Raw genomic sequence first — 26,446 nt, 5'->3', positions numbered from 1 at the left:
GTAGTGGAACAATTCAATATTACGTCAACTGTTTTTGAATTGCTCACACCCTCAGGAACGTGGCGACCCTGGCAACCAGCTGTGATAAATCGAGTGCAATAAAAAGCCCCGGCGCGCCAGGGCTTTTTGGGTAATACCTGCTTCAGCGTGCGGAGCTCAGTCGCCCCAACTCGTCGGAGAACACAATCTCGACACGACGGTTTTGTGCACGCCCCCTGGCCGACGCATTCTCGGCCACCGGGAAGCTCTCACCATGGCCTTGCACCTCGATGCGCGCGGTATCGATACCCAGATCAACCAGGACATCGGCGACGGTTTGCGCCCGCGCGCGGGACAGTTCGAGGTTTTCCAGCTTGTCGCCACGGCTGTCGCTGTAGCCCTCGATACGCACCACCCGGCGAGGATTGAGCTGCAGGAACTGCACCAACTTCAGTACTGTGCGATTGGCCGAGGCCTTCAACTCGGCCTGCCCTGCATCGAACAACACATCGCCAAGGGTCATCACCAGACCACGCTCGGACTCACCGGCTGTCAGGCTGAGTATCTGCTCTTCCAGCCAGTTGCTCTGCTCCTGCACGCTGAGCAGCTTGGCCTCACGCAGGGCCAGTTGCAGGCGCTGACGCTCCAGTTCGAGCTTGGCCGCCCGATCCTGATTCAAGTTCAGGGCACTGTTTTGTTCGGCGATTTCGCTGTAACGCTGACTGAGGTAGGCGTAATGGCTAACGTCATCCGTACTGCCCCAATAGCTCGAGAGGCGATCTGCACGGGCCAGGGATTCGCCCGCACGGATCACATCTTTCGGTGCACTGCGCAGCACATCGGCGCTCTCCTTCACCGCCTGAAAGCTGCTGCGGGCCGTCTCGAGCGCCTCGCTGCTGCTCTGCTGTTGCGAACCCGCGCAACCACTCAGCAACAACGCCAACAAAGCGCCTCCCAGCAACTGGATCCGAGCACTCATCACAGCGTCCCCAACTGCTTGCGCAGGCGATTGATCCGGTTATTCAGTTCGTTCAGCTGCTCCTGACTTTTCTGCGTCAACACCCGAGCTTCCGCCAGACGGGCATCCAGCTCGGCCTGCTCGGCAAGTACCCGCGCGTCCTTGAAGGCGTCACGCTGCATGGCAGCCTGAGCCTGCAACAGCTTGGCTTCGGCCATTGCCAGTTCGACTACGTGCTCATCGGCACCAACAGCTTTGGCTTGGGCCAAGGCTTGCTCGGTGAGCCGCAATTGCTCGGTAGGCGCCGGGTCGCTGGCGCAACCGGTGAAACCCAGCACCATCAGTGCGGCACATGAAAATCGATTAATCACAAAAAACTTCCTACGGGTTCGGGACGCTTGCGGGTTGCAACTGCTGCTCTTTCCAGCGCATCAAGTTGCGCTGCAGCAGGGTTTCCGGCAGGCCGGCAGCGACCAATTCTGTCATCTTTATCGCCAATTGTCCGCGCAGCCTGGAGTCGTTGCATGCCGAGTTGTGCGACAGGGTCAGGTATAAACCCTCGCTCGAAATAGGCGGATCCAGCACCAGCAGGTCATCTTCCATGCTTAGCGTTTCAGCCAGAGCCAGACCGGGGAAACGCTCGTAGAGGACATAATCGGTACGACCCAGCATCAGCTTCTGAAATGCCTGAGTCAGGCTGGATACACCCTCCAGGGTCAGATTGGCCTTGGCATAGGTGTCGAAAAGCTGACCGAAGCTGTTATTCACCAACGTCCCACCTGTACGGTCATGCAGGTCAGCCCAGCTGGCGTAGGGAAACTCCGCACCTTTACGCACCCAGACCACGCTCGGGGTGAAGAAAAATGCCGGGTGCACATAATCCATGGTTTCCAGACGCGGCAAGGTCAGAAAAGCACCGGCGATCAAATCGACCCGCCCTGTACGCACCTCGTCTTGTGCGCGAGACCAGGGGCCGGTATAGATCACATCGATAACCAGATCCAACTCTTTGGCCAAATGCTTGAGCAAGTCTGCATTGGCACCGATCAGCTGCTGCGGATTCTGCGGGTCACGCCATAAATAAGGCGGATACTCCGGATTACCAGTGGCGACCAAACGTTCGCACTTACCTGCGGCGGTACTCAGTCCTGGCAATAGCACCACGCCAAGAAAAATCAATACAGATTTCAATAACCCACGTTCGAGCATGGCGACTTCTCGACTGAACTTTTGATGGACTTTCAGGGCAAGCGAACACTGATAAATGTAGCCTGCATGTTAGCTTACAAGTGTCTTGATAATAATTCGCGATAAGGGCGGACCATGAAAAAACTGCTACTTGGCTTGCTACTGCTGCTTGGCAGTGCCGCTGCAACACTCTATTTCTGCCCCGCCGCGCTACTGGTTACGACGCAACTGATCGAACAGCAGCGGGCAGATCTCAGCGCCAAACAGTTGACCGTCAACGATCTTAGCATTCATTACTACCAAGGCGGCCCGAGCAACGGCGAAACCATTTTAATGATCCATGGCTTTGCTGCCAGCAAGGACAACTGGCTGCAGTTTGCTCGCTTCTTCACCGAGGACTACCAGGTAATAGCCCTGGACTTGCCCGGCTTTGGCGACAGCAGCAAGCCTTACGCCAGCTACGACATCGGCACTCAAGTCGAACGTCTCGCCGCGTTCACTCAAGCCTTGAAGATCAAGAAACTGCATCTGATCGGCAATTCGATGGGCGGCCATATCAGCGCCCTGTATGCCGCTCGCTACCCCGAGCAAATCCTATCAGTAGCCCTGCTCGCTAATGCCGGCATCGACTCGCCACAAAAAAGCGAGCTGATCGAGCGCCTCGAACGCGGCGAACCCAATCCGCTGATCGTCAAAACCCAGCAACAATTCGATCAGTTGCTGGAGCTCATCTTCGTCCAAGAGCCGAACATGCCTGAGCGCCTCAAGCACTACCTGGCAGCAAGAAGCATCGCTGATAGTGCGTTTAACGAACGGATCTTCGCGCAACTGGTCAGTCGCTATATTCCGCTCGAACCCGTACTGCCGAAGATCCAGGCGCCGACCCTACTGCTTTGGGGGGCGCAGGACAGGGTTCTGGATGCTTCCAGCATCGAGGTCATGCAGCCGCTCCTGCGGCGACCCAGCGTGGTGATCATGCAAAACTGTGGGCACGCTCCCATGATCGAGCGCCCCGAGGAAACCGCCGAACACTACCGTGCGTTTCTGCATACCGTCGCAGCAGAGCTTGAATAGCGCACCGCCAAGACAAATCGCACCCAAGAAAAAACCCGCTCAAGGCGGGTTTTTCATGGAGCCAGGAAAGCCGGCTTACACCAGTTTCTCAAACTCCGGGATGGCCTCGAACAGGTCGGCGACCAAGCCGTAATCGGCCACCTGGAAGATCGGCGCCTCTTCATCCTTGTTGATCGCGACGATCACCTTGGAGTCTTTCATGCCGGCTAGGTGCTGGATCGCGCCGGAGATACCGACGGCGATGTACAGCTGTGGCGCGACGATCTTGCCGGTCTGACCGACCTGCATGTCGTTCGGCACGAAACCAGCGTCGACCGCGGCGCGCGAGGCACCAACGGCGGCGCCGAGTTTGTCGGCCAAGGCATAGAGATGCTTGAAGTTGTCGCCGTTCTGCATGCCGCGGCCGCCGGATACGACGATCTTGGCAGCGGTCAGTTCAGGACGATCGGACTTGGCCAGTTCTTCGCCAACGAATGCCGACTTGCCAGCGTCGCCGCCGATGGCAACAGCTTCAACGGCAGCGGAACCGCCCTCAGCCGCAACCGGATCGAAACCGGTGGCACGCACGGTGATCACTTTCACAGCCGCCGAGGATTGCACGGTGGCAATGGCATTACCGGCATAGATCGGACGCTTGAAGGTGTCCGCGCTTTCAACGGTAATGATTTCCGAGATCTGATCCACGTCCAGCTGAGCGGCAACCCGCGGCAGGATGTTTTTGCCGTTGCTGGTGGCAGCCGCCAGGATGTGGCTGTACCCAGCACCCAACTCGGCTACCAGCGGCGCGACATTTTCTGGCAGCTGATGAGCGAATGCAGCGTTGTCGGCAACCAGGACCTTGGCCACGCCAGCGACTTTGCCAGCGGCTTCGGCAACTGCGCCACAACCGCTACCGGCCACCAGCACATGGATATCACCACCGATGGCTTTCGCCGCGGCAATGGTATTCAAGGTGGCAGGCGCCAGGGCCGCGTTAGTGTGTTCTGCAACAACTAAGATAGCCATTTAGATTACCTTCGCTTCGTTCTTCAGTTTCTCGACCAATTCAGCCACCGACTTGACCTTGATGCCGGCGCTGCGGGTAGCAGGCGCTTCGACTTTCAGGGTCTTGACGGTGGAAGTGGTGGCAACGCCCAGAGCTTCAGGGGTGAGCACTTCCAGCGGCTTCTTCTTGGCCTTCATGATGTTCGGCAGCGATGCGTAGCGCGGCTCGTTCAACCGCAGGTCGGTAGTCACGATAGCCGGCAGGTTCAACGCCACGGTCTGCAGGCCGCCGTCGACTTCGCGAGTCACGTTGACCTTGTCGCCGGTCACTTCCACCTTGGAGGCGAAGGTGCCTTGGGCGTAACCGCTCAGGGCGGCGAGCATCTGGCCGGTCTGGTTGTTGTCGCTGTCGATCGCCTGTTTGCCGAGGATCACCAGTTGCGGCTGCTCCTTGTCGACCACTGCCTTGAGCAGTTTGGCGACGGCCAGGGAATTCAGCTCATCGCTGGACTCGACCAGAATGGCGCGGTCGGCACCCAGTGCCAGGGCGGTACGCAGCTGCTCTTGGGCAGCCGTCGGACCGATCGACACCACGACGATTTCGCTGGCCACGCCTTTTTCTTTCAGGCGTACCGCTTCTTCCACGGCGATTTCGCAGAAGGGATTCATCGACATCTTGACGTTGGCAAGATCAACGCCGCTGTTGTCCGCCTTGACGCGAACCTTGACGTTGTAGTCGACCACTCGTTTGACAGCTACAAGAACCTTCATGGATTCCTCGTTACTCTCCGGTGAATAGGAATGTCGCCAGAAGCGAACATAGCGGGTAATGCAAATCGGCCGGAACCGACCTTCAGCCCAGACGGCGAACGCAAAACCGCCCGTATCTTGACTGCACGGCCTGGCCTGGTCAATACAATGAGTCGGCCAGTCATCCGTGATGTAGTAGGATTCTAACAGGACTACAACATATTCAAACAAACGTTTGTATTGGCCCGTTCGGAGGGTGCAGATATAATGCGCCCGCATCGCCCAGGGAACGAGCCTGATCGCCAAATAAAATTAGAGAGCCTTGAGTAGGAGATAGCCTGTGGAACGCGAGTTTATGGAATTCGACGTCGTCATCGTCGGCGCCGGCCCAGCCGGCCTGTCCGCCGCCTGCCGACTGAAGCAGAAAGCCGCCGAAGCGGGCAAGGAAATCAGCGTCTGCGTGGTTGAAAAAGGCTCCGAAGTCGGTGCGCATATTCTCTCCGGCGCGGTGTTCGAGCCGCGCGCCCTGAACGAACTGTTCCCCGACTGGAAGGAACTCGGCGCACCGCTGAACACCCCGGTCAAGCGCGACGACATCTATCTGCTGAATAACGCGACAAAGGCCAGCCGAATCCCCGACCTGTTCGTGCCCAAGACCATGCACAACCAGGGTAACTACATCATTTCCCTGGGCAATCTGTGCCGCTGGCTAGCGCAACAGGCCGAAAACCTGGGCGTGGAAATCTACCCCGGCTTCGCCGCTCAGGAAGCGCTGATCGATGAAAAGGGCTCGGTCTATGGCATTCTCACTGGCGACCTGGGCGTCGACCGCGAAGGCAATCCGAAAGAGGGTTATTACACCCCCGGCATGGAATTGCGCGCCAAGTACACCCTGTTCGCCGAAGGCTGCCGTGGCCATATCGGCAAGCAACTGATCAAGAAGTACAACCTCGATAGCGAAGCCGACGCCCAGCATTACGGTATCGGCATCAAGGAAATCTGGGACATCGACCCGGCCAAGCACGAGCAAGGTTTGGTGGTACACACCGCCGGCTGGCCGCTGTCGCTGGTCGACAGTGAAAACACCGGTGGCTCCTTCCTCTACCACCTGGAGAATAACCAGGTGGTGGTCGGCCTGATCGTCGACCTGTCCTACAGCAACCCGCACCTGTCGCCGTTCGACGAATTCCAGCGCTACAAGCACCATCCGGTCATCGCCCAGTACCTGGAAGGTGGCAAGCGCGTGGCCTATGGTGCTCGCGCCATCGCCAAGGGCGGCCTCAACTCGCTGCCGAAGATGGTCTTCAACGGCGGCGCGCTGATCGGCTGCGACCTCGGCACCCTCAACTTCGCCAAGATCAAGGGCAGCCATACCGCCATGAAGTCCGGCATGCTCGCCGCCGACGCGGCAGCCGACGCACTGTTCGCCGGACGCGAAGGCGGCGACCAGCTGACCGGCTACGTCGACGCCTTCAAAGCCAGCTGGCTGTACGACGAGCTGTTCCGCAGCCGCAACTTCGGTGCGGCGATCCACAAGTTCGGCGTACTGGGCGGCGGGGCCTTCAACTACCTCGACCAGAATATCTTCGGCGGCAAGATTCCCTTCACCCTGCATGACACCAAGCCGGATTACGCCACCCTGAAACCGGCGGCCGAGTCGAAGCGTATTGACTACCCGAAACCGGACGGCAAGCTCAGCTTCGACAAGCTCAGCTCGGTATTCCTCTCCAACACCAACCATGAAGAGGAGCAGCCCTGCCACCTGAAGCTCACCGACCCGAGCATTCCGCTGACCAAGAACTTGCCGCTGTATGACGAACCGGCGCAGCGCTACTGCCCGGCCGGCGTGTACGAAATCGTCACCCTGGAAGACGGCGAAAAGAAGTTCCAGATCAACGCGCAGAACTGCGTGCACTGCAAGACCTGTGACATCAAGGACCCAGCCCAGAACATCAACTGGGTGGCACCGGAAGGCGCCGGCGGACCTAACTACCCCAATATGTAAGATGCGCAAAAAAGGCTCCCTCGGGAGCCTTTTTCTTGAGCGCCGCAGGGTGCGGCCTTTTTGCCCGGGCCCTAAGGCTCTGGCCCAATCGGGAAGAACTCGCCACTGCTCCACACCCCTAGCCAGGTCTTACCATCGATCTCGCGCGGTACCGCCAGCTCGACCAACTGATAAAACACATTGCGGTGAATCAATGCCTCCAGGTTGCTGCGCACATGCACGTAGGGTGCCGGCTCCTGGGTCTGCTCATCAAGCACCACGCGCAGCGGATGCTCGGCGCCGGCGATGGCCTCCTCCTCGACGTTAGTGGTGAAACGCAGCACCTGCGTCTCACCCTCACCCTCCACCTGCAGACTGACGGCAACGAAGGGCGCATCGTCGACCTTGATGCCGACCTTCTCCACCGGGGTGATCAGGAAGTAATCGTCGCCATCGCGGCGGATGATGGTGGAGAACAACTTGACCATCGGCTTGCGGCCAATCGGGGTGCCCATGTAGAACCAGCTACCGTCACGGGCGATACGCATGTCGATGTTGCCGCAAAAGTCCGGGTTCCACAGGTGCACGGGCGGCAAGCCCTTCTTCTCGCTCTTGGGGATCTGCGCCAGCAGGTCGCCGGCTTTGTTGCCTGGGTCGGTCATGCGAGTTTCCTTAGCGGCTCAGCCCAATCAGGCTGCGGGCATAATCGCGCAGCGGCGGACCGAGCAAATCTTCTGGTTTGGCATCATAGAACGTCAGGAAGCCGCCACGGTTGCGGATTCGCGCGGTATCGACCAGATAATGGGTATTGGTCTCGATCAGCATCAACTGAATGACGCTACGGTCGGTGCCGAGCCGATCCAGCGCCTGCTGATCCGCCCACTCATCCCCGGTGCCGATGCGATCATCGGCATAGGCGAAGCGGCTGTAGAGCAAATAATGTGCGCCGGCCGCGCGCGCCTGGCCCATAGCCTCCTCCAGCCCGGCCGGGCTGCGCGCCCGACGGACCAGCGGGAAATACTCGACGAAGCCCTTGAATGCCTCTTCCGCCACCACATTCGGGCGCGGATAGGCCGCGCCGGGGGGAACGAAGTGCCCCTGGGCGATATAGATGAAGGAGTCCTGTTGCAGGCGCCGCGAGGCCATGCGTTCGGTTTGCCCATGATCGAGAAAACCGGCATCGCGCAATTGATAGGCGGCGCCATCGGCCAGGTCGCTGACCTTCATGCAACCGCCCAGGGCCAACAGCGCCAGGATTAACATCAGACTGCGCATCACTCTCCTCCCGTGCCGGCGACGGAATACCGGCGGATAACGCAGTAATGCAGGTTCCACGCCATCACAGGCCGCGCTGCCACTCCTGACGCAACCCGGCGCCCTGCGGTTGTTCGATGGCGGCGCGCACCTGCGCCAGCAGACGCGGCTTGTCCTCACCCAGGATGCCTTTGAGTACCAGGTAGTTGGAGGCATGGTCGCTGCGAAACACCGTGTCGCGCAGCTCGAGGCCACGCAACAAACGCTCGATCTCAATGAACAGTTGCTGCTGACCCAATGCCTGATAATCAGCAAACGCCTGACGAAAACGCGCCTCGCCCTGGGGAAAGCTGACTACCAGGGTCGAGAGGAACTCCGGTTGCGCGGCATTCATCAGGCGCGCCGAGTTATCGGCATGCTGCCTGCTCAAGCTGATGCCACCAAGACCATTGAGGATCATCACCGAACGCGTAATCCCTGCCTGGCCTAGCTTGTCGAGGGCACTCAGGCTGGACTCGAACGTTTCGCCCTTGTTGACCCGCGCCAGCACCTCATCGTCACCCGACTCACAGCCCACATAGGCCATACGCAGCCCGGCATCGGCTAGCTCCTTTAGTTCATCGACCGATTTCTTGCGCAGATTGCGCGGCAGGCAATAGCTGGAGACCCGCTCGACATCCGGCATGTACTCACGAATGGCCGACAGGATGACCAGCAAACGTCGCGTCGGCAGCACCAGGGCATCACCATCGGCAAGAAACACCCGCTGCACGATCAGCCGCTCGCCAGTGCGGCGAATTTCGTCCAGCACCTCCCGCTCATCCCGAGCTCGGAATTTCTTCTGCTCTTCGGTGTACATCTCACAGAAGGTGCAGTTATTCCAGGAGCAGCCGTTGGTCACCGGCAGAATCAGCGAGTGGGCCTCGCTTGGCGGGCGGAATACCGGTTCGATATAGGCAATCGGAAAATCAGTCATACTTTTTAGCGTCAAGCCAGGATGCCTTGCACAACCGATAGAAATCACCCCTTTTGCGGCTTGCGACTCTCACCCTCCAATAATCTTCATGACGGTCACGCCCCCGGAAAAGGCAACCTCTTGCTTGTCACCCAGCGCCTTGACCAACAACCCCTGCAAGGCAGGTAAAGCCTGGTGACGCGGCTTATCGAGCAGGTCGCCGACATAGTGGCGATTGCTCGACGACAGACAGCCATGCAGCCAACCAGTCGACGACAGGCGCAAACGTGAACACGTCCGGCAGAACGGCACACTTTCATTGGCAATCACACCGAAAAAGCCCTGCCCTGGTACCTCGTAGCGCAACGCAGTCGCATCCACCGGCGCATCGGCCTGGATATAGTCATAGCGCTCGCCAATCATGGCCAACAGCTCGGGCATGCCGACGAACTGACGCAGGAAACTGTTGCCGTCACGCGCCAGATGGCCCATGCGCATCAGCTCGATAAAGCGCAGCTCGAAACCGCGCGCCAGACAATACTCCAGCAATGGCAGAACCTGATCGAGGTTCTGCCCGCGCAGCGGCACCATATTGAGTTTGATCCGCATGCCGGCGGCATGCGCTTCGTCCAGCCCCGCCAAGACAGTGGGCAGATCACCACCCCGGGCAATGGTCCGGAAAGCAACGGGATCAAGGGTATCCAAGGATATGTTGAGGCGGCGGATGCCGTTTTCCAGGAGCAACGGCAGCTTGCGCGAGAGCAACTGGCCGTTGCTGGTCAGACTGATATCGGCCAACCCTAGCGGGCTGACGCCGCGCAGAAACGCCTCAAGCTTTGGACTGACCAAGGGCTCGCCACCGGTAATACGCAAACGCTCGATACCCGCGGCTTCGATCAGGTAGCCGACGCCGCGCACCATGGCCTCGGCGGACAGCTCGTCCTGCGCCGCGACCAGGCGCTTGCCGTCGGGCACGCAGTAGGTACAGGCGTAATTACAGGCGGAGGTCAGACTCACTCGCAGATTGCGAAAGCGTCTACCTTGGCGGTCAACAATCATGGAGGGCTCCGATTAACGTTACTCGGAGTATATCGCCCCATTCCGCTACGGCACATGCACTGTATGCGCTATCAACCGGACGAATACCGTCAACTAGTCGGAGTTTCGCTGTCACGTTTGCGCTTGTTGCCCATGCGCACGCCGATATCCATGAGGAACTGGAAGAACCCCTCCTGATCTTCCAGGACATTGCTCCAGAACGGCGAGTGATAGAGCGCCACGGCGCCATGCACCAACGCCCAAGCCGCGCAATAATGAAAATATGGCGGCACGTCTTCCAGCTTGCCTTCGGCGATACGGCCCTTGATCAGCTGAGTCAGACGCTCAAAGTTGGAGGCGCGGATCTTGTGCAGCTGCTCGACCAGTTCCGGCACTTGATTGCCCTTGACCACCTTTTCTTCCAGGCGGTCGAACAAGCGGTAGCGTTGCGGATCGCGCATGCGGAACTCGAAGTAGGCGCGTGACAGCGCTTCCTTATCACGGTCGATGTCGGCCGAGTGCAGTAACTCGTTCAAGTCACGCTCGTAGTCGAGCATCAAGCGCAGGTAGATCTCCGCCTTGGACTTGAAGTGCTTGTAGATGGTGCCTTTGCCGATACCGACGGCATCAGCGATCATCTCGACAGTAACGCTGTCTTCACCCTGCTCAAGGAACAGTTTCAGCGCGGTGTCGAGAATTTCCTGTTCGCGGCGGCGAAACTCACGGACCTTACGGGGTTCATTCTGCATAAGAAGGACTAAGAGGTCGAAAATCGAAGCAGAGTATTATGCCTAACTAGCGCAAAATTGCACGGATCATCCGACCATGTATGGCATTCATGACGAGTTTCCGCAACTTCCCGGTCTTCGTTACCTGAACCACGCCGCAGTGGCACCCTGGCCACAGCGTGCAGTGCTGGCGGTCAAGCGTTTTGCCGAACAGAACGCCCAGGTTGGCGCCCGCGACTATGCGGAGTGGCTGACAATGGAGTACAGCCTGCGCGAACGCCTGACGCGCCTGCTCAATGCCCCCGGCAGTGACGATATCGCGCTGGTCAAAAGCACCTCGGAGGCGTTGTCCTTCGTGGCTTTCGGCCTGGACTGGCATGCGGGCGATCAGGTGGTGATCAGCAATGAGGAGTTTCCCTCCAACCGTGTGGTCTGGGAGGCGCTCAAGCCGCAAGGGGTCGAGGTAATCAAGGTCGACCTGCATAGCGGCGACCCAGAGACCAGCCTGCTCAGCGCCTGCGGCCCGCGTACCCGGTTGCTGTCGATCAGCGCCGTGCAATACGCCAGCGGCCTGCGCCTGGACCTGCAGCGCCTCGGCCAAGGCTGTCAGCAACGCGGCGTATTGTTGTGTATCGATGCGATCCAGCAGCTCGGTGCCCTGCCCTTCGATGTCCAGGCCTACCAGTGCGCCTTTGCCATGGCCGACGGACATAAATGGCTACTCGGCCCGGAAGGGCTTGGCGTGTTCTATTGCCGCAGTGATCTGCGCGCCCAGCTTGAACTGCATGAGTACGGCTGGCATATGCTCGAACACCACGGCGACTACCTGTGCCAGGACTGGCAACCCGCGCACTCGGCCAGACGCTTTGAATGCGGCAGCCCGAATATGCTCGGGGCCATGGCGCTGGAGGCCAGCCTGTCGCTCCTCGAGGAAGTCGGCATGGTCGAGGTCGGCAAGGCCGTACAGGAGCGTGCGCAATGGCTGCTCGACGGCCTGGCCGGCATGCCTGGCATCACACTGCACAGCCCGACTGAGCCGTCTCGTCGCGCCGGCATTGTCACCTTCAACCTCGCCGGCTGGGATAACCAGTCACTTTTCCAGCGCCTTAGGTCTGAGCAGGTGATTTGTGCGCAACGCGGCGCCGGCATCCGCCTGTCCCCACATTTTTACAGCGAGGCGCGGGTCATAGAGGAAACCCTGAGCCTGCTGCACCAGCTTGCAGCAGGGTGAGGACTCAACAGCCGATCAGGTATTCCAAATCTGTTTAAAAAATGAGCCTAATGGGCCTGGACGTTCGGCAAACTTCGCCAATACTCAGAAGTACTGGCGCGCGGCATCTCCCCCCAAGTGTCCCGCCAGGCAAGGTACCGTGGACCGCGTGCCTTGATTTACTCCTAATGGTCTTAACCCGGATTCCCCCCCAGAACCCGGGTTTTTTTTGCCTCGCCGATTATCCTCGGTGTACGGCCTTCGACGAGTAGCGCCCTTCTGATCGCGGATTACCTCAGACTGACCGTATTCCGCTCGCCGGTCATCCGCCAGCACAAACCTCAGGCAACCCGCGCAAGCGGGAACAGACGTTTGAAGTTGGCGCTGGTCTGCTCGGCCAACTCCTCGAAACTCACACCCCGCAACAGCGCCAGATACTCGGCCACGTCGCGTACATATTCCGGCAGATTTGGCTTGCCGCGGTGCGGCACCGGCGCCAGGTAAGGCGAGTCGGTTTCCACCAGCAAGCGATCGACCGGGACCTGGCGGGCGACTTCGCGCAGTGCCTCGGCATTACGGAAGGTGACGATACCAGACAGGGAAATATAAAAGCCGAGATCCAGCGCCGCCTTGGCCATCGCCCAGTCTTCGGTGAAGCAGTGCAACACCCCGGCCTGCGGCAAGGCGGCCTCGCGCAGCAGGGCCAGGGTATCGGCACGTGCCTCCCGGGTATGCACGATCACCGGTTTGCCGGTGATCTGGGCGGCCTGCAGGTGCAGGCGGAAGGCCTGCTGCTGCGATTCCGCAGCTTGCGGTTCGTAGTGGTAGTCCAGCCCGGTTTCACCGATGGCCACCACTCGAGGGTGGTTCAGTTCGGCCAGCAACCAGTCCAGGACTGGCGCAGCACCCGGATCGAGATCCAGAGGATGAACCCCGACCGAGCAATCGACATCGGTATACCGCTCGGCCAGGCTTTTGACCGCCGCAGCATTCTCGGCACTGACACCGATACAGAGAAAATGACCAACGCCGCGCGCCCGCGCTGCATCCAGCGCAGCATCAAGGGAGCCGCCATGGGCAGCCAGATCGAGGCGATCGAGGTGACAGTGGGAATCGATAAGCATGGCAAGCCTCAAGCGACAAGCTGCGAGCCACAAGCAAAAAACCGAAGCACAGCAGCTTACTTGGGATTTGCAGCTTGGGGCTTGCGCCTGCGGTTACATGGTATGGGTTGGCCGATCCGACTTCAGCGCACCCGCCAGATAGGTCTCGATCTTGTTCCGCGCGGTGTTGTCACCGTCATTGAACTGCACACCGACGCCTGCCGCGCGATTGCCCTGCGCCCCCTTGGGGGTGATCCACACCACCTTGCCGGCGACCGGGATCTTTTCCGGTTCATCCATCAGGTTGAGCAACATGAACACTTCATCGCCAAGCTTGTAACTCTTGTTGGTCGGGATAAACAGCCCACCATTTTTGATAAAGGGCATGTAAGCGGCATAGAGCACGGATTTGTCTTTGATGGTCAAAGACAGGATTCCGTTACGCGGGCCCAAATTAGGTGGCAAGCTCATGCGGCGTTCCTGGTTTTCATTACTTGATGGCCGATTCTAGCCCGGTCCGGGCAAGCTTGCCCACTGCACCAGCAGGGCTTCGAGAAGCAGGACACGATTGAGGTTGGCTTTGCCTATGACTTTCTGCCGCTGCACCAGCAACCAATCCTGCATCTTCAAGACTTTCGGCTGAGGCGTTTTCTCCGCCAGGTACTGTACGACCTTGCGCATATCGGCTGGTCCCAGCCCGGCCTCGTCACGCGCCAGCTGATATCGCAGGGTCAACTGCGCCCAGTCACAGAACCAGTCGAACAATAGCTGCAAGGACACTGCGTTCCAGCTTTCGGCCAATTGGCTCGGCGCGATTTGCTGCTTGAGCAGCTTCTTGACCCCGTCGACCACCAGGGCACGCTGCTGACGCACGCCCTGGGTGTGCATACGTGCGGCGACCAATGGTGAGCCTGCCGCCAGGCAGAGCAACTCGGCGCGCTCCTCATCGCTACACTCCGGCAGCGCCTGTGCCAGCCAGGCCTGGCTCATTGCCTGGCTCGGCAATGGACAGGCCTGCTGAACGCAGCGACTGCGCACCGTCGGTAGCAAGCGACTGGGCTGGTGACTGATCAACAGCAGAACCGTATCGCCGGAAGGCTCTTCCAGACTTTTCAGCAGGGCGTTGGCAGCGTTCAAATTCATCGCTTCGGCCGGTTCGACCAGCACCACCTTGCGGCCGGCGAGTTGAGCGGTCTGCACCACGAAGTTGACCAAGTCACGCACCTGATCGACCTTGATCGCCTTGTCGACCTCTTCCGGCTGCAGAATGTAGTTGTCTGGATGGGTGCCGGCAGCCAGCAAATGACAGGACTTGCACTGACCACAGGCATCCAGACCCACTGGCCGCTGACAGAGCAAGCGGGCCATCAGGCGCTCGGCGAGGGCACGCTTACCGATACCGGCGGGCCCATGCAGCAGGTAGGCATGGGCATGCTGCGTGCGCCCAGCGAGTTGCTGCCAGAGCGTGGCTTGCCAGGGGTAGGCATCAGCCACGGCACAGCTCCACTATTTGCGCCAACATGGCGTCCAGATCCTGCTGCACCTGACTCAGCGATTGCGCGGCATTCAAAATCCGATAACGCTGAGGCTCCTCACTGGCACGGCGCAGATAGGTCTGGCGCACCGCTTCGAAAAACGCCCGCCCTTCCTGCTCGAATCGATCCAGTCGGCCACGTGCCGCAGCACGGGCCAGACCGACCTCTACCGGCAAATCGAACACCAGGGTCAGATCCGGACGCAGATCGCCCTGAACGAAGCTTTCCAGCACCGCAATACGCACCTCCGACAAACCGCGACCGCCACCCTGATAGGCATAGGTGGCATCGGTGAAGCGGTCACAGAGCACCACACAGCCACGGGCCAGCGCGGGACGAATCACCTGAGCCAGATGCTGGGCACGGGCGGCAAACACCAGCAGCAATTCGGTATCGGCCGCCATCGGCTCATCGCTCGGCGCCAGCAACAGCTCTCGGATGCGCTCAGCCAGCGGTGTACCGCCCGGCTCGCGGGTCAGCAGTACCTCCACACCTTGCGCTCGCAGACGCTCGGCCAGGAACTCGCGGTTAGTGCTTTTGCCAGCGCCTTCTGGGCCTTCCAGAGTGATAAACAAACCGCTCACAAGCTGTCCTTTATTGATTGTTCGACTGCACTGGGGCAGGACTTGAACGGTAATCCGCGCGGCGCGTGAGCTGGTACTCGCGCACTGCACGGTTGTGTGCCTCGAGGGTGTTGGAGAATACATGGCTGCCGTCGCCGCGAGCGACGAAATACAGGCTCTTGCCCGCCACCGGATGCAACGCGGCATTGATCGCCTCGCGCCCCACCATGGCAATCGGCGTCGGCGGCATGCCATCGATCACATAGGTGTTATAAGTCGTCGGCTCACGCAGGTGAGCACGGGTCAACTTGCCGTTATAGCGCTCACCCAGGCCATAAATCACCGTGGGGTCGGTCTGCAGGCGCATACCGATGCGCAGACGCCGGATAAAGACACCGGCAATCTCACCCCGCTCCTCGGGCACCCCGGTTTCCTTTTCGATTATCGAGGCCATGATCAAGGCGTCATAGGGCTCCTTGTAAGGCAGGCCATCGGCGCGGCCCTGCCACTCCTCGGCCAATATCTGCTCCAGGCGCACATAGGCCTGCTTGAGCAGATCGAGATCGCTCATGCCACGCACGAAACGGTAGGTATCGGGGAAGAAGCGCCCTTCCGGATTGACCCCAGGCTGATCCAGGCTTGCCATCAACTGGGCATCGCTCAACCCTGCCAAGGTCTGCTCAAGCTTGTCTTGGCGCTCCAGGGCCGCGCGGACCTGACGAAAATCCCAACCTTCCACCAGGGTCAGGCTGTACTGCACCACCTCGCCACGCCGCCAGAGACCGAGCAAATCGCGCACGGTAAGTTCAGGGGTCAGGGAATACTCGCCACTGTGCAGAGGTTGCCCCCTGAGGTTGAAGCGCCAGTAGAGCCGCAGCCAGAATGCATCATGCAAAACACCGTCAGCCTGCAGACGATTGAGCACACCGCCCGGCGTAGCGCCTGCTGGCACTTCAAGCATCAACTCCTCGGCCAGATTCAGCGGTTGCTCGAGCGCCAAGTGTTGTTGCCAGGCGACAAAGACCACCAGCAATCCCACCACCAACACGCCACCCTCAAGCAGCAACAACAATTTACGCATCATGAATCAGCTGTCCAGTAGGTCGCAGGCTATGACCTGCAGTTTACGGGTCAGCGGGCCAACCGGCCACACATGCCGCTGCAGAGCACGGACAGGCCAGACGCCGTAGAGACTGTTGCAGAGAAAGACCTCGTCGGCCCGCAGCAACGCCTCGAGATCTATATCGCGCACAGCGCAGCGCACACCCTGGCTCTCTGCCTGCGCCAGCAGTTCGGCACGCATCACCCCAGCCACTCCGCAACGGGAAAGATCGGGCGTGAGCAAGACACTATCCTGCACCAGAAACAGATTACTGAAGACGCCCTCGATCACCCGCCCAGAGGTATCCAGCATCAAACCTTCGGCCTGTTCGGCGTCGTGCCACTCGGCACGCGCCAGCACTTGTTCGAGCCGATTCAAATGCTTCATCCCAGCCAGCAAAGGCTGCTCGGCCAATCGTGTAGCACAGGGAAACATACGCACACCCAGCCCGGCATTGCAGGCGGGATAAGCTGGTTTGGCGCTGCTCTGTAGGATCCGTCGCGGCAAGCCAGGCTGTGGCGGCGCATAACCGCGCAAACCGTCGCCGCGCGTCACGATCAACTTGGCCACGCCATCGCCCAGCTCACGACTGAACGCCAGCAGCTCCTCCCGCACCACAGCCAGATCGAGATCGATCAACAAGCGCGCACAACCTTCGCCAAGCCGTGCCAGGTGCCGCTCCAGCAATGCGGGATTGCCGCCACTGACGGCGATGGTCTCGAACAGTCCATCGCCGTAAGCCAGACCACGATCTTTGACGGAGAGCCACTCCATCGGCTGACCGTCGATCCAGCTCGGCATCAACCGACGTACCGGCGGAACACCAGCGAGCCATTGGTACCGCCAAAACCAAAGGAATTGGACAGTACTACATCGATCGGCATGGCTTTGGCCTGGTGCGCAACGAAGTCGAGGTCACAGCCCTCGCTAGGCTCATCCAGGTTGATGGTGGGTGGCGCCACCTGATCGCGAATGGCCAAGATGCTGAAGATTGCCTCGACCGCGCCAGCCGCGCCCAGCAGGTGACCGGTCATCGACTTGGTCGAGCTGACGGCAAGCTGATAGGCATTTTCGCCAAATACCGACTTGATCGCCGCGACCTCAGCCTTGTCTCCCGCAGAGGTCGAGGTGCCGTGGGCATTGATGTACTGCACCTGATCGGTATTCAGCCCGGCGTCGCGCATGGCATTAGCAATGCAGCGCGCGGCACCGGCACCGTCCTCCGGTGGTGAAGTCATGTGATACGCATCGCCGCTCATGCCGAAGCCGATCAACTCGGCATAGATGGTCGCGCCTCGCGCCTTGGCATGCTCCAACTCTTCCAGGACCAGTGCACCGGCACCATCCGATAGTACGAAGCCGTCGCGATCCTTATCCCATGGACGACTGGCCCTGGCCGGGTCGTCGTTGCGCGTGGACAGTGCCCGCGCCGCAGCAAAACCACCAATGCCCAAACCACAGGCAGCCATCTCGGAACCACCAGCAACCATCACGTCGGCTTCACCATAGGCAATATTGCGTGCGGCCATGCCGATGCAGTGGGTACCCGTGGTACAGGCCGTGGCGATCGCATAATTCGGCCCCTGCAACCCAAGATGGATCGACAGGAAACCGGAAATCATGTTGATGATCGAGCCAGGGACGAAAAATGGCGAAATACGCCGCGGGCCCAGTTCATGCAACAACTTGCAGTTGTTCTCGATATTGGTCAGGCCGCCAATACCTGAACCAAGTGCCACACCGATACGCTCACGGTTGGCGTCGGTTACTTCCAGCCCGGAATCGCGCACAGCCTGAAAGCTTGCGGCCAGACCATACTGTATAAAAAGATCGAGCTTGCGCGCCTCTTTGGCGGACAAATACTCCTCGACATTGAACCCTTTGACCGAACCACCAAAACGGGTGGTATAAGCGGAAAGATCCATGTGCTCTAGGGGGGCGATGCCACTGCGTCCGGCCAAAATACCCTGCCAGCTGCTCGTCACATCGTTACCCAGCGGCGACAGCATGCCCATACCGGTAACCACGACGCGTCTACGCGACACAGCAATCTCCTCTTTTTCGGTTATTCAACACCTACCCACACCCTTACCCAGATAGCAGATAACGAGCAAAGAACAGGCAAGACACTCCACCGCGCGGCGCAGCAATAGCCAAAGACCGCCCCGCTGGGCAAGCGCACTAAGTGAGTCAGCCAGGCCACACTTCGATGATTGACCTGCAAGGCCCATGGCCGCTTTCAACGGCCCGTCAAAGAAAAACCGCACGCCCGATGAGGGCTGTGCGGCTTTTCCAGGTCGGGAGTCGACGATCAGCTTATTGCGCGTGCGCGGTCACGTAATCGATGGCTTCCTGAACGGAGGTGATCTTCTCAGCCTGCTCATCCGGGATTTCAGTTTCAAATTCTTCCTCGAGAGCCATCACCAGCTCAACAGTATCAAGGGAGTCGGCACCCAGGTCTTCAACGAAGGAAGCGCTGTTGGTTACTTCGTCTTCTTTGACGCCAAGTTGCTCGGCAACGATTTTCTTGACGCGTTCTTCGATGGTGCTCATACCGTATTTTCACTCCTAATTGGAAAAATCCAGGCAGCTGGTCCGCGGCCAAGTGTATATAAAGGGTTTTTAGCTTTTCAAGCAGAATGCAAGATTGCCCCAGATCACTTCAACGATCCACCTATAAACCGACTGCAGCTCTAATAACGGATTTTAGACAGCATCTATGACAGTTTTCAGAAGGCCTCAGTCACATTCAGCTCATGTACATTCCACCGTTCACAGGGATAGTAGCTCCTGTGACGTAGGCTGCGCCATCGGAGGCGAGGAAAGCGACCACTTTCGCAATCTCTTCGGCCTGCCCCAAACGACCCAGCGGAATCTGTGCCAGCAGCGCGTCACGCTGTGCTTCCGGCAGTTCACGAGTCATATCAGTATCGATAAAGCCAGGCGCCACAGCATTTACAGTGATTGACCGCGAGCCGACTTCACGTGCCAGGGCACGACCGAAACCTTCCACCCCGGCCTTGGACGCAGCATAGTTCACTTGCCCAGCATTGCCCATGGCGCCGACAACCGAGCCGATATTGATGATGCGCCCGAAGCGGGCCTTGGTCATACCGCGCAGCACTGCCTTGGACAACCTGTACAGGCTATTCAGGTTGGTATTGATGACATCGAACCACTCATCATCCTTCATGCGCAGCATCAGGTTATCCCGGGTGATACCTGCGTTGTTGACCAAGATCAACGGCTGTCCGAGGTGTTGCTGAATGTGTTGCAGAGTCGTGGCAACCGATTCGTCGCTGCTGACATCAAGCACTAGGCCAGCCCCCTCGATGCCATGTTCTTTCAGGTATTCGGCAATTCGCTCGGCGCCAGACGGCGAAGTCGCCGTCCCGATCACAACGGCGCCCTGCCGCCCCAATTCCAGCGCAATGGCTTGACCAATGCCGCGACTCGCGCCAGTGACCAATGCAACTTTACCTTGCAGGCTCATAGAAACCCCTCTTAATTCAGGCCAAGGCCGCACGCGCGGCGGCAAAGGCGTCTGGAGTGTCCAGACTATACGTATTGATTCCCTTGACGCAGCGCTTGTTCAGCCCTGACAGCACCCTGCCTGGACCGCACTCGAGCAGATCAGCCACGCCTTGTTCGGCCATACAGACAATTGATTCAACCCAGCGCACCGGACTATACAGCTGCGCCAGCAGATCGGCCTTGAGAGTATCAAGGTCTGCGACCACGCGGGCACTGACGTTCTGAACCAACGAAATCTGCGGCGCTTGCCAGACAACAGCTGCAACCGCCCCTGCGAAGCGCTCAGCAGCCGGGCGCATCAGCGCGCAATGCGACGGCACGCTAACCGGCAGCGACATGGCACGTTTGGCGCCACGCGCCTTACACGCATCGACCGCACGCGCCACGGCCGCAGCCGAACCTGCGATCACCACCTGGCCAGGCGCATTGAAATTCACTGCACTCACCACTTCGCCTTGCGCCGCTTCGGCGCAGGCAGCCAGTACGTCGGCATCGTCCAGCCCGAGGATTGCCGCCATACCGCCCTGACCCGCAGGCACCGCCTGCTGCATCAGCTGGCCACGCAGCTCAACCAGCTTCACAGCTTCAGCGAACCCCAGACTCCCTGCAGCAACCAGCGCAGAGTATTCACCCAAGCTATGGCCGGCCACGAAAGCCGGTTGCAAGCCGCCTTCAGCGCGCCACAGGCGCCACAAGGCAGTGGATGCCGTAAGAATAGCCGGCTGAGTTTTATCGGTTTGATTGAGTTGCTCTTCCGGACCCTGTTGGGTCAAGGCCCAAAGGTCGTAGCCGAGCACGTCGGAGGCTTCGGCAAAAGTATCGATAACAATTTGCTGTGAGCCATGCCCAGCCAGCATCGCCAGCGACTGCGAGCCTTGCCCAGGAAAGACGAATGCGAGGGATGCAGACATGTAAACGAGCCTCTATGGTCTTATCGTCGAATAAATTCGCGCTTGGCAGAGTCAAGCGCAACAATCTGACAGTTGGATGACAGGCCACCCGCCGCGGTCACATTAACAGGCGACACAATAGCCAGCACCCGCAAAACCGCAAAACCGGCTCAGAGCAACATATCCTCGAGCCGACCATGCAGACGCTGCGGTAAATCGTCCTCGATTTCCTTCAGCGCACAGCGGATGGCACTCTTGAAACCTTCAGTGCCTGCCGAGCCATGACTCTTCACCACAATACCCTGCAGGCCGAGCAAGCTTGCACCGTTGTGCTGCGCCGGCGCCAACTCGGCACGCAGGCGGCGCAATACCGGCATCGCCAGCAGGCCTGCCAACCGCGAAACCAGATTGCGCCTGAACAACACCTCGATACGCACCGCAATCATCGCCGCCAGGCCTTCGCTGGACTTGAGCAGAATATTGCCCACAAAACCGTCGCACACCACTACATCGGCTTCGCCACGATATAGCCCGTCGCCTTCGACAAAGCCGATGTAATTCAAACCACGGGCCTGCTGCAAAAGACCCGAAGCAAGCTTGACCTGCTGATTGCCCTTGACCTCTTCGGTGCCGACATTGAGCAACGCCACACGCGGACTCACCACCCCCAACGTCTCAGCGGCCACCGCACCCATTACCGCGAACTGGTAGAGCTGCTCGGCACTGCAGTCGACATTAGCCCCCAGGTCAAGCAAGTGACAGTAACCAGTCCGGGTTGGCACAGCCGCCACCATGGCCGGACGATCGATCCCTGGCAGGGTTTTCAGCAGATAGCGCGACAATGCCATCAGAGCCCCGGTATTGCCCGCACTGACACACGCCTGAACGTGCCCGTCTCGCAGCAAACCCAGAGCCACCCGCATAGACGAATCGGACTTGCCACGCAGAGCTAGCGCTGGACGCTCATCCATGGAGATCACTTCGCCAGCATGCTCGACATGCAGGCGTGCGCGATCGACGCCAGGATTACGGGCAATCAATTCTTCAATAAGGGGGGCTTGGCCGACTAGGACCAGGTGCAACGAAGGGTACTCAGCCAGACAGGCAATGCTGGCCTGAACAATGCTGTGGGGACCGAAGTCCCCACCCATTGCATCAATCGCGATGATCGGAGCGGACAAGATTTACTCGTCAGCGCCCTTGTCGATCACTTTGCGACCACGGTAAACACCTTCCGGCGATACGTGGTGGCGCAGATGGATTTCACCGGTGCTTTTCTCAACGGACAGCGTACTGGCATCGAGAGCATCGTGCGAACGACGCATGTCGCGGGCGGAACGGGATTTTTTGTTCTGCTGAACAGCCATAACTAATTAACTCCTAAACGTTTGGGTCACGCTTTAACTGCGCCAATACACTGAACGGGTTGGACCGCGTTACCTCGTCCTCGCTCGGACCGGGCTCTACGAGGCCGACCGGCTGCTGGCAATCTTTAGGGTCATGAACCGGGACAATGGGCAAGGCGAGCAACAACTCATCCTCAACCAGCGCCAGCAGATCCAATGGATCTTCACCCAACTCCAGCGCGTCATAGCCTTGCGGCACGGACTGGGTATTTGCACCTTCTTTCACCACAGCGTAATCACATGCACTATGGATCGGCAGGGCAACCAGTTCCAGACAACGCTGGCAAACCATCTTGACCTCAACCTCGAGCTCACTATGGAAAACCACAGCATTACGCTCATCACGCTCGAAAAAAAACTTCGCGCGCACCATGCCTTGGTTATCGGCAAGTGGGTCGCAGAGTCGCGCCAAATCGGCTAGCGGTACCTCGCCTTCAAGCGTGGCACCACGATCAGCCAACTTTCGCGGATCAACATGAGGTGGAATCGGTGCATTCGACATAGGCGCCGCATTCTATGGATGCACTCTGCCCCTGTCAAAGGATATTCGGCCTGTCCAGCACGAAGAGTGCCGACTAGAATTGCCCGCTTATATAAAAGGAGATGCAAAGACATGCTACCCCTGGTGCTCGCATCCAGCTCACCGTATCGCCGAGAATTATTGACCCGCTTGCGCCTGCCCTTTACTTGGGGCGCGCCGGCGATCAACGAAGCCCCCCACCCCAATGAAGACGCCGGCACACTGGTACGCCGCCTGGCAGAAGAAAAAGCTCGCGCCCTCAGCCCCAAACACCCGCAGCACTTGATTATCGGCTCGGATCAGGTCGCCGTACTTGACGGCCAGATTGTCGGCAAACCGGAAACACATGAACGAGCCCACGCACAACTACTCGCCGCAAGCGGCAACAGCGTCACCTTCCTCACTGGCCTGGCCCTGCTCGACAGCCAAAGCGGCCACTGCCAGATCGACTGCATCCCCTTCACCGTATACTTTCGCCAACTGAGCGACGCGCAGATCACCCGCTACCTAGAGGCAGAGCAACCCTACGACTGCGCCGGCAGCTTCAAGGCCGAGGGACTGGGCGTCAGCCTGTTTCGCAGCACCGAAGGCACTGACGCCACCAGCCTGATCGGCCTTCCACTGATCCGCCTGGTGGACATGCTCCTGAAAGCCGGTATTGATATCCCATAATGCAACAGGCCCGATCAATGACCGGGCCTGCGTGCAACGCGAAATCAACTAGCGCAGGTTTGGCCCCTGAAAACCCATCCACATGGCCAGATTCTCGGCAACGCTAGCACCAAGGCGCTTGGCAAACCGATCGAACGGCGACTCCTCGACCGTGAAATCGACCAACTCCTTCTCGCCGATAATTTCACGCGCGACATAACTGGCATTGCCCAGAGCATCGATCAAGCCCAACTGCAACGCCTGCTCACCCGACCACACCAAGCCTGAAAACAGCTCGGGATGTTCCGCCGACTTAAGCCGATCGCCGCGACCCTGCTTGACGCTTTCAATAAACTGCCGATGCGTGGTGTCCAGCACCCCCTGCCAGAACTGCGCCTCTTCATCGTTCGGCGGCTGAAACGGGTCGAGAAACGCCTTGTGTTCGCCGGAGGTATACACACGACGATCGACACCCAGTTTTTCCATGACCCCGACAAAACCGAAACCGGTCGCCGTCACGCCAATCGACCCGACCAGACTGGCCTTGTCGGCATAGATCTCATCCGCGGCACTGGCAATGTAATAGGCGCCAGAGGCACCGAGATCGGTGATCACCGCATACAGCTTGATCGCCGGGTACTCGGTCCGCAGGCGACGAATCTCATCATAGATATAGCCCGACTGTACCGGACTGCCGCCCGGACTGTTGATCCGCAGGATCACACCCTTGGTATTCTCGTCCTCGAACGCGGCGCGCAGGCTGCCGACTATGTTATCGGCGCTGGCCATCTCCTTATCGGCGATCATCCCGCGCACCTCGATCAATGCGGTATGACTCGCACCACTCTTGACGCTCTCCTTCAGGTTGAGCAGCGGCGCAATTAGCGCCAGCCCAGCAAACAGGTAAATAAATGTCAGCGACTTGAAGAAAATCCCCCAACGCCGCGTTCGACGCTGCTCCTGAACGCCAGCCAACAATGTTGTTTCCAGCAACTTCCAGCTTTTTTCATCACCCTCGCTGGCAGCCGATGCTTTCCATTCATCAGACATATTCACCCACCTCAACTGGTTGCCCACTTACACGCCGATCGAGCCAGGCATGTAATTCCATGAAATTATCTATTGCCAGCGCCGGACCATGCTCACGCAACACCGCCAAGGGCTGAGCCCCATAACCTACTGCCACGGAGTTCATCCCCGCATGCCGAGCCATCTGCAAATCGAACGATGAATCACCCACCATCAAGGCCCGATCCGCAGAAACACCACAATGCTCGAGGATCTCCTCCAGCATCAGCGGACTCGGCTTGCTCGCCGTTTCGTCGGCACAGCGAGTGACATCGAAGTAATCCAGCCAGCCACGCCCCTCCAGCACCCGCTGCAAGCCATGACGACTCTTGCCCGTTGCCACCGCCAAACGATAGCCCTGCGTACGGAACATCTCCAGCGCCTCGGCCACCCCTGGGAACAACGCCGAGGGCTCGGTCTCCAGCGCCAGGTAGCGCTCGCTATAACAGCGACGAAAGCGCTCGACGAGCACCAAGTCAAGCAACTCTGGGTACAGACAGGCTATCGCCTCCGGCAAACCAAGCCCGATAATGCCCTTGACCTGCGCGTCGCTGCACCGCGCCAGACCAGTAGAATCCGCCGCCCAATGCATCGATTCGACGATACGATCAATGGAGTCGACCAGTGTGCCGTCCCAGTCGAAGATCAACAACTCATAGTCAAGCACTGAGACGCTCCAGCGTGCGCACCCAGACCACATCGACCGGCGCCTCCAGCCTGAGCTCACCACCATCGGGCAGCGGCACGACCAATGCGTAGGCATGCAGGAACAGACGCTTACCGCCCAGCTCGCGGATCTCGCGACTGAACTCATCATCGCCGTACTTGCTGTCGCCGGCGATACAATGGCCGGCATACTGGCTGTGCACGCGAATCTGATGGGTGCGCCCGGTCACCGGCTTGGCCTCGACCAAGGTGGCGAACTCACCAAAACGGCGCAGCACGCGAAACAGTGTCAGCGCCTCCTTGCCTTCATCGTTGACCTCGACCATGCGCTCACCCGAACGCAGGTTGCTTTTCTGCAAAGGTGCGTTGACCCGCTTCTTGGCAGTCGCCCAGTGCCCGCGAACCAGCGCCATATAACGCTTGTCCACGCCGTCACCACGCAAGGCCTCATGCAGATGCCGCAGCATGCTGCGCTTCTTGGCGATCATCAGAAGCCCGGACGTATCGCGATCGAGACGATGAACCAGCTCCAGCTCCTTGGCGTCCGGCCGTAGCTGGCGGAAAGCCTCTATCACCCCGTAGTTGAGACCGCTGCCGCCATGCACGGCGATGCCAGCGGGCTTGTTCAGCACGATCAAGGCCTTGTCTTCATAAACGATGGCCGCCTCAAGCCGCTCGAGCAAGCCCTGCGCCAAGGGCGCCGGCTCATCGCGCTCGGCCAGCCGCAGCGGCGGGACGCGAATGATGTCGCCCGCTTGCAACTTGTACTCCGGCTTGATGCGCCCCTTGTTTACCCGCACCTCGCCTTTGCGCAAAATGCGGTAAATCAATGTCTTGGGCACACCCTTTAACTGAGTGCGGAGGAAGTTATCGATGCGCTGGCCGGCGAGTTCCGGCGCAACCTCGAGCAGCTGAACGCCGGAGGTTGTAGAAGTAGGAATTGTCATCGCGCAATCATAACAATTTTTTATGGATTTGAAGCACTTAATCATTACTGCTATAGTCGCGAACGCCGCCAAAAGCGGTCCGGTTTGCGGATGATCGCCAAAACTGCCATCCCCAACCGATGCAATCCATTTAGGACGTAAGGCCGTCCGACGGGTTATTCAGAGATAGGATGCCGCAAAGGCTGCGGATAACTCGGAAATAAAGCCTTAAGCCATGATGCGCAGCCGCCCCCATTGGGCGTTTGCGGTAAAAGCCAACCCGCTGCGGATTTTATGCGAGCGGCACCCGATTTTCAGTGATACGTGTAGGGTGGAGACGTACAACCGTCGGTCTGCGTAGCAATTAGCTTTATCGAAGA

Annotated in this window: 30 protein-coding genes; 4 read left to right on the top strand and 26 right to left on the bottom strand. The window is 59.2% G+C overall.

All coding sequences use genetic code 11. The features are described 5' to 3' along the window. Positions 1–142: 142 nt before the first annotated feature. Genes LJY18_RS20560 through LJY18_RS20550 form a run of 3 tightly spaced genes read right to left on the bottom strand, consistent with a single transcriptional unit; the run spans position 143 to position 2,146 of the window. Complete coding sequence (locus tag LJY18_RS20560; RefSeq protein ID WP_238043978.1) at positions 143–958, bottom strand: OmpA family protein; 816 nt, start codon at positions 956–958, stop codon at positions 143–145. After that, positions 958–1,278, bottom strand: coding sequence for a DUF4398 domain-containing protein (locus LJY18_RS20555; protein WP_238044183.1), 321 nt, complete (start codon positions 1,276–1,278; stop codon positions 958–960). The genes LJY18_RS20560 and LJY18_RS20555 overlap by 1 nt, the downstream gene beginning before the upstream one ends. 40 nt (positions 1,279–1,318) lie before the next feature. Beyond that, on the bottom strand, positions 1,319–2,146 hold the full coding sequence (locus LJY18_RS20550; RefSeq protein ID WP_238043976.1) for a substrate-binding periplasmic protein: 828 nt from the start codon (positions 2,144–2,146) through the stop codon (positions 1,319–1,321). A 114-nt stretch (positions 2,147–2,260) separates the two neighbouring features. On the opposite strand from LJY18_RS20550, the gene LJY18_RS20545 reads away from it, so the two are divergent. After that, complete coding sequence (locus LJY18_RS20545) at positions 2,261–3,199, top strand: alpha/beta fold hydrolase (RefSeq protein ID WP_238043973.1); 939 nt, start codon at positions 2,261–2,263, stop codon at positions 3,197–3,199. A 75-nt stretch (positions 3,200–3,274) separates the two neighbouring features. On the opposite strand, the gene LJY18_RS20540 is transcribed toward LJY18_RS20545, so the two are convergent. Both LJY18_RS20540 and LJY18_RS20535 read right to left on the bottom strand, forming a co-directional pair. Continuing rightward, on the bottom strand, positions 3,275–4,204 hold the full coding sequence (locus LJY18_RS20540) for an electron transfer flavoprotein subunit alpha/FixB family protein (protein WP_238043971.1): 930 nt from the start codon (positions 4,202–4,204) through the stop codon (positions 3,275–3,277). After that, the gene (locus LJY18_RS20535) at positions 4,205–4,954 is read right to left on the bottom strand and encodes an electron transfer flavoprotein subunit beta/FixA family protein (protein ID WP_238043970.1); all 750 of its coding nucleotides are present in this window, start codon (positions 4,952–4,954) and stop codon (positions 4,205–4,207) included. A gap of 319 nt (positions 4,955–5,273) precedes the next feature. Here LJY18_RS20535 and LJY18_RS20530 point away from each other — a divergent pair, with 319 nt between their 5' ends. Continuing rightward, on the top strand, positions 5,274–6,938 hold the full coding sequence (locus LJY18_RS20530; protein ID WP_238043969.1) for an electron transfer flavoprotein-ubiquinone oxidoreductase: 1,665 nt from the start codon (positions 5,274–5,276) through the stop codon (positions 6,936–6,938). 71 nt (positions 6,939–7,009) lie between these two features. Here the strand turns inward: LJY18_RS20530 and LJY18_RS20525 are convergent, their stop codons facing one another. The 5 genes from LJY18_RS20525 to LJY18_RS20505 form a co-directional block, all read right to left on the bottom strand. After that, the gene (locus LJY18_RS20525; protein ID WP_238043968.1) at positions 7,010–7,579 is read right to left on the bottom strand and encodes a DUF1285 domain-containing protein; all 570 of its coding nucleotides are present in this window, start codon (positions 7,577–7,579) and stop codon (positions 7,010–7,012) included. Positions 7,580–7,589: 10 nt separating this feature from the next. Then, positions 7,590–8,192, bottom strand: coding sequence for a DUF4823 domain-containing protein (locus tag LJY18_RS20520; RefSeq protein WP_238043967.1), 603 nt, complete (start codon positions 8,190–8,192; stop codon positions 7,590–7,592). Positions 8,193–8,256: 64 nt separating this feature from the next. Beyond that, a complete protein-coding gene (locus LJY18_RS20515; RefSeq protein WP_238043966.1) occupies positions 8,257–9,147 on the bottom strand; it encodes a radical SAM protein in 891 nt (296 codons plus the stop codon). A gap of 69 nt (positions 9,148–9,216) precedes the next feature. Further along, positions 9,217–10,185, bottom strand: a complete 969-nt coding sequence (locus LJY18_RS20510) for a GTP 3',8-cyclase MoaA (RefSeq protein ID WP_238043965.1) — start codon at positions 10,183–10,185, stop codon at positions 9,217–9,219. Positions 10,186–10,274: 89 nt separating this feature from the next. Then, positions 10,275–10,913, bottom strand: coding sequence for a TetR/AcrR family transcriptional regulator (locus LJY18_RS20505; protein ID WP_238043964.1), 639 nt, complete (start codon positions 10,911–10,913; stop codon positions 10,275–10,277). Between the two features lie 76 nt (positions 10,914–10,989). Here LJY18_RS20505 and LJY18_RS20500 point away from each other — a divergent pair, with 76 nt between their 5' ends. Beyond that, positions 10,990–12,123 (top strand): aminotransferase class V-fold PLP-dependent enzyme, encoded by a 1,134-nt coding sequence (locus tag LJY18_RS20500; protein WP_238043963.1) that lies wholly within the window; start codon positions 10,990–10,992, stop codon positions 12,121–12,123. Positions 12,124–12,443: 320 nt separating this feature from the next. On the opposite strand, the gene LJY18_RS20495 is transcribed toward LJY18_RS20500, so the two are convergent. The 13 genes from LJY18_RS20495 to LJY18_RS20435 all read right to left on the bottom strand — a co-directional run bounded on the left by LJY18_RS20495 (position 12,444) and on the right by LJY18_RS20435 (position 22,737). Next, positions 12,444–13,226, bottom strand: a complete 783-nt coding sequence (locus tag LJY18_RS20495) for a TatD family hydrolase (protein ID WP_238043961.1) — start codon at positions 13,224–13,226, stop codon at positions 12,444–12,446. Between the two features lie 93 nt (positions 13,227–13,319). Next, positions 13,320–13,676, bottom strand: coding sequence for a PilZ domain-containing protein (locus LJY18_RS20490; RefSeq protein WP_003245164.1), 357 nt, complete (start codon positions 13,674–13,676; stop codon positions 13,320–13,322). A 36-nt stretch (positions 13,677–13,712) separates the two neighbouring features. Further along, the gene (locus LJY18_RS20485) at positions 13,713–14,699 is read right to left on the bottom strand and encodes a DNA polymerase III subunit delta' (protein ID WP_238043959.1); all 987 of its coding nucleotides are present in this window, start codon (positions 14,697–14,699) and stop codon (positions 13,713–13,715) included. After that, entirely contained in the window at positions 14,692–15,324 is a 633-nt protein-coding gene (gene tmk / locus LJY18_RS20480) for a dTMP kinase (protein WP_238043957.1), read from the bottom strand. The genes LJY18_RS20485 and tmk overlap by 8 nt, the downstream gene beginning before the upstream one ends. Before the next feature lie 10 nt (positions 15,325–15,334). Beyond that, a complete protein-coding gene (gene mltG, locus LJY18_RS20475) occupies positions 15,335–16,387 on the bottom strand; it encodes an endolytic transglycosylase MltG (protein ID WP_238043955.1) in 1,053 nt (350 codons plus the stop codon). Positions 16,388–16,390: 3 nt separating this feature from the next. Next, a complete protein-coding gene (gene pabC / locus LJY18_RS20470) occupies positions 16,391–17,206 on the bottom strand; it encodes an aminodeoxychorismate lyase (RefSeq protein WP_238043953.1) in 816 nt (271 codons plus the stop codon). Then, a complete protein-coding gene (gene fabF, locus LJY18_RS20465; RefSeq protein ID WP_238043951.1) occupies positions 17,206–18,450 on the bottom strand; it encodes a beta-ketoacyl-ACP synthase II in 1,245 nt (414 codons plus the stop codon). Before fabF ends, pabC begins: the two co-directional genes overlap by 1 nt. A gap of 271 nt (positions 18,451–18,721) precedes the next feature. Further along, positions 18,722–18,958 (bottom strand): acyl carrier protein, encoded by a 237-nt coding sequence (gene acpP, locus LJY18_RS20460; RefSeq protein WP_025167424.1) that lies wholly within the window; start codon positions 18,956–18,958, stop codon positions 18,722–18,724. Between the two features lie 196 nt (positions 18,959–19,154). After that, complete coding sequence (fabG, locus tag LJY18_RS20455) at positions 19,155–19,898, bottom strand: 3-oxoacyl-ACP reductase FabG (RefSeq protein ID WP_238043949.1); 744 nt, start codon at positions 19,896–19,898, stop codon at positions 19,155–19,157. Positions 19,899–19,914: 16 nt separating this feature from the next. Beyond that, a complete protein-coding gene (gene fabD, locus LJY18_RS20450) occupies positions 19,915–20,850 on the bottom strand; it encodes an ACP S-malonyltransferase (RefSeq protein ID WP_238043947.1) in 936 nt (311 codons plus the stop codon). A gap of 149 nt (positions 20,851–20,999) precedes the next feature. After that, a complete protein-coding gene (gene plsX / locus LJY18_RS20445) occupies positions 21,000–22,010 on the bottom strand; it encodes a phosphate acyltransferase PlsX (protein WP_238043945.1) in 1,011 nt (336 codons plus the stop codon). A gap of 3 nt (positions 22,011–22,013) precedes the next feature. Then, positions 22,014–22,196, bottom strand: coding sequence for a 50S ribosomal protein L32 (gene rpmF / locus LJY18_RS20440; RefSeq protein WP_079201670.1), 183 nt, complete (start codon positions 22,194–22,196; stop codon positions 22,014–22,016). Between the two features lie 13 nt (positions 22,197–22,209). After that, entirely contained in the window at positions 22,210–22,737 is a 528-nt protein-coding gene (locus tag LJY18_RS20435; RefSeq protein WP_238043943.1) for a YceD family protein, read from the bottom strand. 111 nt (positions 22,738–22,848) lie between these two features. Here LJY18_RS20435 and LJY18_RS20430 point away from each other — a divergent pair, with 111 nt between their 5' ends. Further along, positions 22,849–23,427 (top strand): Maf family protein, encoded by a 579-nt coding sequence (locus LJY18_RS20430; RefSeq protein WP_238043942.1) that lies wholly within the window; start codon positions 22,849–22,851, stop codon positions 23,425–23,427. A 48-nt stretch (positions 23,428–23,475) separates the two neighbouring features. On the opposite strand, the gene LJY18_RS20425 is transcribed toward LJY18_RS20430, so the two are convergent. Genes LJY18_RS20425 through rluC form a run of 3 tightly spaced genes read right to left on the bottom strand, consistent with a single transcriptional unit; the run spans position 23,476 to position 26,087 of the window. Then, positions 23,476–24,456 (bottom strand): S49 family peptidase, encoded by a 981-nt coding sequence (locus LJY18_RS20425; RefSeq protein ID WP_238044181.1) that lies wholly within the window; start codon positions 24,454–24,456, stop codon positions 23,476–23,478. Then, entirely contained in the window at positions 24,449–25,141 is a 693-nt protein-coding gene (locus LJY18_RS20420) for an HAD-IA family hydrolase (RefSeq protein ID WP_238043941.1), read from the bottom strand. Before LJY18_RS20420 ends, LJY18_RS20425 begins: the two co-directional genes overlap by 8 nt. After that, on the bottom strand, positions 25,134–26,087 hold the full coding sequence (gene rluC / locus LJY18_RS20415) for a 23S rRNA pseudouridine(955/2504/2580) synthase RluC (RefSeq protein ID WP_238043938.1): 954 nt from the start codon (positions 26,085–26,087) through the stop codon (positions 25,134–25,136). The genes LJY18_RS20420 and rluC overlap by 8 nt, the downstream gene beginning before the upstream one ends. Positions 26,088–26,446 lie beyond the last annotated feature (359 nt).

This window comes from Pseudomonas sp. MMS21 TM103 (assembly GCF_022132145.1).
Lineage (GTDB): Bacteria > Pseudomonadota > Gammaproteobacteria > Pseudomonadales > Pseudomonadaceae > Aquipseudomonas.
The sequence above is the reverse complement of the archived record's forward strand: the minus strand, read 5'-3'. Positions and strand labels throughout refer to the sequence as shown.

What these genes read in the sequence shown, in the direction of transcription:
- LJY18_RS20560 (WP_238043978.1), bottom strand. Translation starts at nt 958, where the DNA reads ATGAGTGCTCGGATCCAGTTGCTGGGAGGCGCTTTGTTGGCGTTGTTG.
- LJY18_RS20555 (WP_238044183.1), bottom strand. Translation starts at nt 1,278, where the DNA reads ATGGTGCTGGGTTTCACCGGTTGCGCCAGCGACCCGGCGCCTACCGAG.
- LJY18_RS20550 (WP_238043976.1), bottom strand. Translation starts at nt 2,146, where the DNA reads ATGCTCGAACGTGGGTTATTGAAATCTGTATTGATTTTTCTTGGCGTG.
- LJY18_RS20545 (WP_238043973.1), top strand. Translation starts at nt 2,261, where the DNA reads ATGAAAAAACTGCTACTTGGCTTGCTACTGCTGCTTGGCAGTGCCGCT.
- LJY18_RS20540 (WP_238043971.1), bottom strand. Translation starts at nt 4,204, where the DNA reads ATGGCTATCTTAGTTGTTGCAGAACACACTAACGCGGCCCTGGCGCCT.
- LJY18_RS20535 (WP_238043970.1), bottom strand. Translation starts at nt 4,954, where the DNA reads ATGAAGGTTCTTGTAGCTGTCAAACGAGTGGTCGACTACAACGTCAAG.
- LJY18_RS20525 (WP_238043968.1), bottom strand. Translation starts at nt 7,579, where the DNA reads ATGACCGACCCAGGCAACAAAGCCGGCGACCTGCTGGCGCAGATCCCC.
- LJY18_RS20520 (WP_238043967.1), bottom strand. Translation starts at nt 8,192, where the DNA reads ATGCGCAGTCTGATGTTAATCCTGGCGCTGTTGGCCCTGGGCGGTTGC.
- LJY18_RS20515 (WP_238043966.1), bottom strand. Translation starts at nt 9,147, where the DNA reads ATGACTGATTTTCCGATTGCCTATATCGAACCGGTATTCCGCCCGCCA.
- LJY18_RS20510 (WP_238043965.1), bottom strand. Translation starts at nt 10,185, where the DNA reads ATGATTGTTGACCGCCAAGGTAGACGCTTTCGCAATCTGCGAGTGAGT.
- LJY18_RS20505 (WP_238043964.1), bottom strand. Translation starts at nt 10,913, where the DNA reads ATGCAGAATGAACCCCGTAAGGTCCGTGAGTTTCGCCGCCGCGAACAG.
- LJY18_RS20500 (WP_238043963.1), top strand. Translation starts at nt 10,990, where the DNA reads ATGTATGGCATTCATGACGAGTTTCCGCAACTTCCCGGTCTTCGTTAC.
- LJY18_RS20495 (WP_238043961.1), bottom strand. Translation starts at nt 13,226, where the DNA reads ATGCTTATCGATTCCCACTGTCACCTCGATCGCCTCGATCTGGCTGCC.
- LJY18_RS20490 (WP_003245164.1), bottom strand. Translation starts at nt 13,676, where the DNA reads ATGAGCTTGCCACCTAATTTGGGCCCGCGTAACGGAATCCTGTCTTTG.
- mltG (WP_238043955.1), bottom strand. Translation starts at nt 16,387, where the DNA reads ATGATGCGTAAATTGTTGTTGCTGCTTGAGGGTGGCGTGTTGGTGGTG.
- pabC (WP_238043953.1), bottom strand. Translation starts at nt 17,206, where the DNA reads ATGCCGAGCTGGATCGACGGTCAGCCGATGGAGTGGCTCTCCGTCAAA.
- acpP (WP_025167424.1), bottom strand. Translation starts at nt 18,958, where the DNA reads ATGAGCACCATCGAAGAACGCGTCAAGAAAATCGTTGCCGAGCAACTT.
- fabG (WP_238043949.1), bottom strand. Translation starts at nt 19,898, where the DNA reads ATGAGCCTGCAAGGTAAAGTTGCATTGGTCACTGGCGCGAGTCGCGGC.
- fabD (WP_238043947.1), bottom strand. Translation starts at nt 20,850, where the DNA reads ATGTCTGCATCCCTCGCATTCGTCTTTCCTGGGCAAGGCTCGCAGTCG.
- rpmF (WP_079201670.1), bottom strand. Translation starts at nt 22,196, where the DNA reads ATGGCTGTTCAGCAGAACAAAAAATCCCGTTCCGCCCGCGACATGCGT.
- LJY18_RS20435 (WP_238043943.1), bottom strand. Translation starts at nt 22,737, where the DNA reads ATGTCGAATGCACCGATTCCACCTCATGTTGATCCGCGAAAGTTGGCT.
- LJY18_RS20430 (WP_238043942.1), top strand. Translation starts at nt 22,849, where the DNA reads ATGCTACCCCTGGTGCTCGCATCCAGCTCACCGTATCGCCGAGAATTA.
- LJY18_RS20425 (WP_238044181.1), bottom strand. Translation starts at nt 24,456, where the DNA reads ATGTCTGATGAATGGAAAGCATCGGCTGCCAGCGAGGGTGATGAAAAA.
- rluC (WP_238043938.1), bottom strand. Translation starts at nt 26,087, where the DNA reads ATGACAATTCCTACTTCTACAACCTCCGGCGTTCAGCTGCTCGAGGTT.